This is a genomic window from Rufibacter sp. XAAS-G3-1, assembly GCF_013623775.1.
In the GTDB taxonomy this organism is placed as follows: domain Bacteria; phylum Bacteroidota; class Bacteroidia; order Cytophagales; family Hymenobacteraceae; genus Nibribacter.
This window is the reverse complement of record NZ_JABFAM010000037.1, coordinates 1-1,396: the sequence shown is the minus strand read 5'-3', so window position 1 is coordinate 1,396 and position 1,396 is coordinate 1. Positions and strand designations below refer to the sequence as shown.

The 1,396-nt window shown below is 35.7% G+C and carries 1 protein-coding gene; it reads right to left on the bottom strand.

Annotation, left to right across the window (positions count from 1 at the left end; translation table 11 throughout):
* Positions 1-151: 151 nt before the first annotated feature.
* Positions 152-940: a hypothetical protein gene (locus HHO50_RS20870; protein WP_181309083.1), complete on the bottom strand. Its 789-nt coding sequence runs from the start codon at positions 938-940 to the stop codon at positions 152-154.
* Between the last annotated feature and the right edge of the window lie 456 nt (positions 941-1,396).

Below are 1,396 nucleotides of genomic sequence, written 5' to 3'. Positions count from 1 at the left end.
TCAAGTTGTCGCTATTGTTATCCGTTATTTTCAGCATTATTCTTTCTCTTCTGTAGATTTATATTTTCAATGTTGCCTAACGGTCTCGTATAAAAAACGGGCGAGGCCGTCGGCCGTAGCATGATTTTTATACAATGTTAGCCATTGTTTTTTATTTCACTTCTTCAAAATATTTATCAAAATCGTCTAATTCGGTGGGTTTAAATTTTTTTGGGCCGAACCCAATTGGAAAATATCTTTCAGAATATTCACCCTGACAGTAAAACTTTAAAACATCACCTGTTGATTGAATCCAATTAAAAACATTTTTATTAAAAAACTTTTTGTGAATTTCATTAGATGTATTCAATTCATTTGAAACAGATTTTGGATGAATTATATCATTTCTTAATTGTTCTAAATTTTTGAAGTTACTCCAGAATTTTTGATTGTTGGGCTTTTCTAATCCTCTCAGTCCTGGTAGGATTTTGGTTAATTTATCAGAAGTAGTCATCCATCGCTGAATTGCTTCTTTATCCCATATTTCCTTTATTCCACGATTGTTTTTATTCTCATAAGTATAATCATTTGGGATAGCAATGTTTACAAACGCCTCAATTGAATTGTAAGCAAATATTACACTAACTTTAGCAGACTCTAGATAGTCATATAATTTTGTCAACTCTTCTTCTTTAAACTCTGCCGTTTTTCCATCAATCAATTTTGGTTCAATGAATTTTTTGAAAACACTTGTAGATTCAACAAAAGCCTTGTGACTAATGTTGATAAACATTGAAATAATATTTGGCGAAGAAAATTCAACTCTAGTTTTGTTAATATTGTATATTTCTAAATCACTAAGAAAAATGATTTTGTCCTGCTTTATAGCATGAACTGGATAAGGGTGATTCTGACGAAAATCATTCTTATTTTCTTCTTTCATTAAACTAGATGATTTCATTCATTTAAATTATGGCTAACGGACTGGTGTAAACGGCGGCGAAGGCCGTCGGCCGATGCTGGCGTTTACACGTTGTTGTGCGACGTTGTTTCTTTGCGCCGCCTGATAATCTTTTATTCTGCTTTTGGCCTGATTTCAGGAAAAGAGCCGCTAATCAGCCTCGCGGAGGATTGCTCTTTCCTGTTTTCGGTCTCTTTCCGGAAAAACAGGCCCAAAACGCAATCCGTCGGTTTGCACGCATTTTGCGTCGATTCCTGCTCAAACGCAACGTCAATTCCACTTTTTCACTTCTGCCACGCGTGCAGGTTTTCTTCCGGCTTTGCTGATAATTTTTCTGCGATGCCAGCCGGTAAAAAGTTTCTACAATGACGCACAACGGTCTCGTATAAACAACGTGCTAGGCCGTCGGCCGAAGCATGGTTTTTATACAGTGTTAGAGCTTAGTTTTTTTTATTA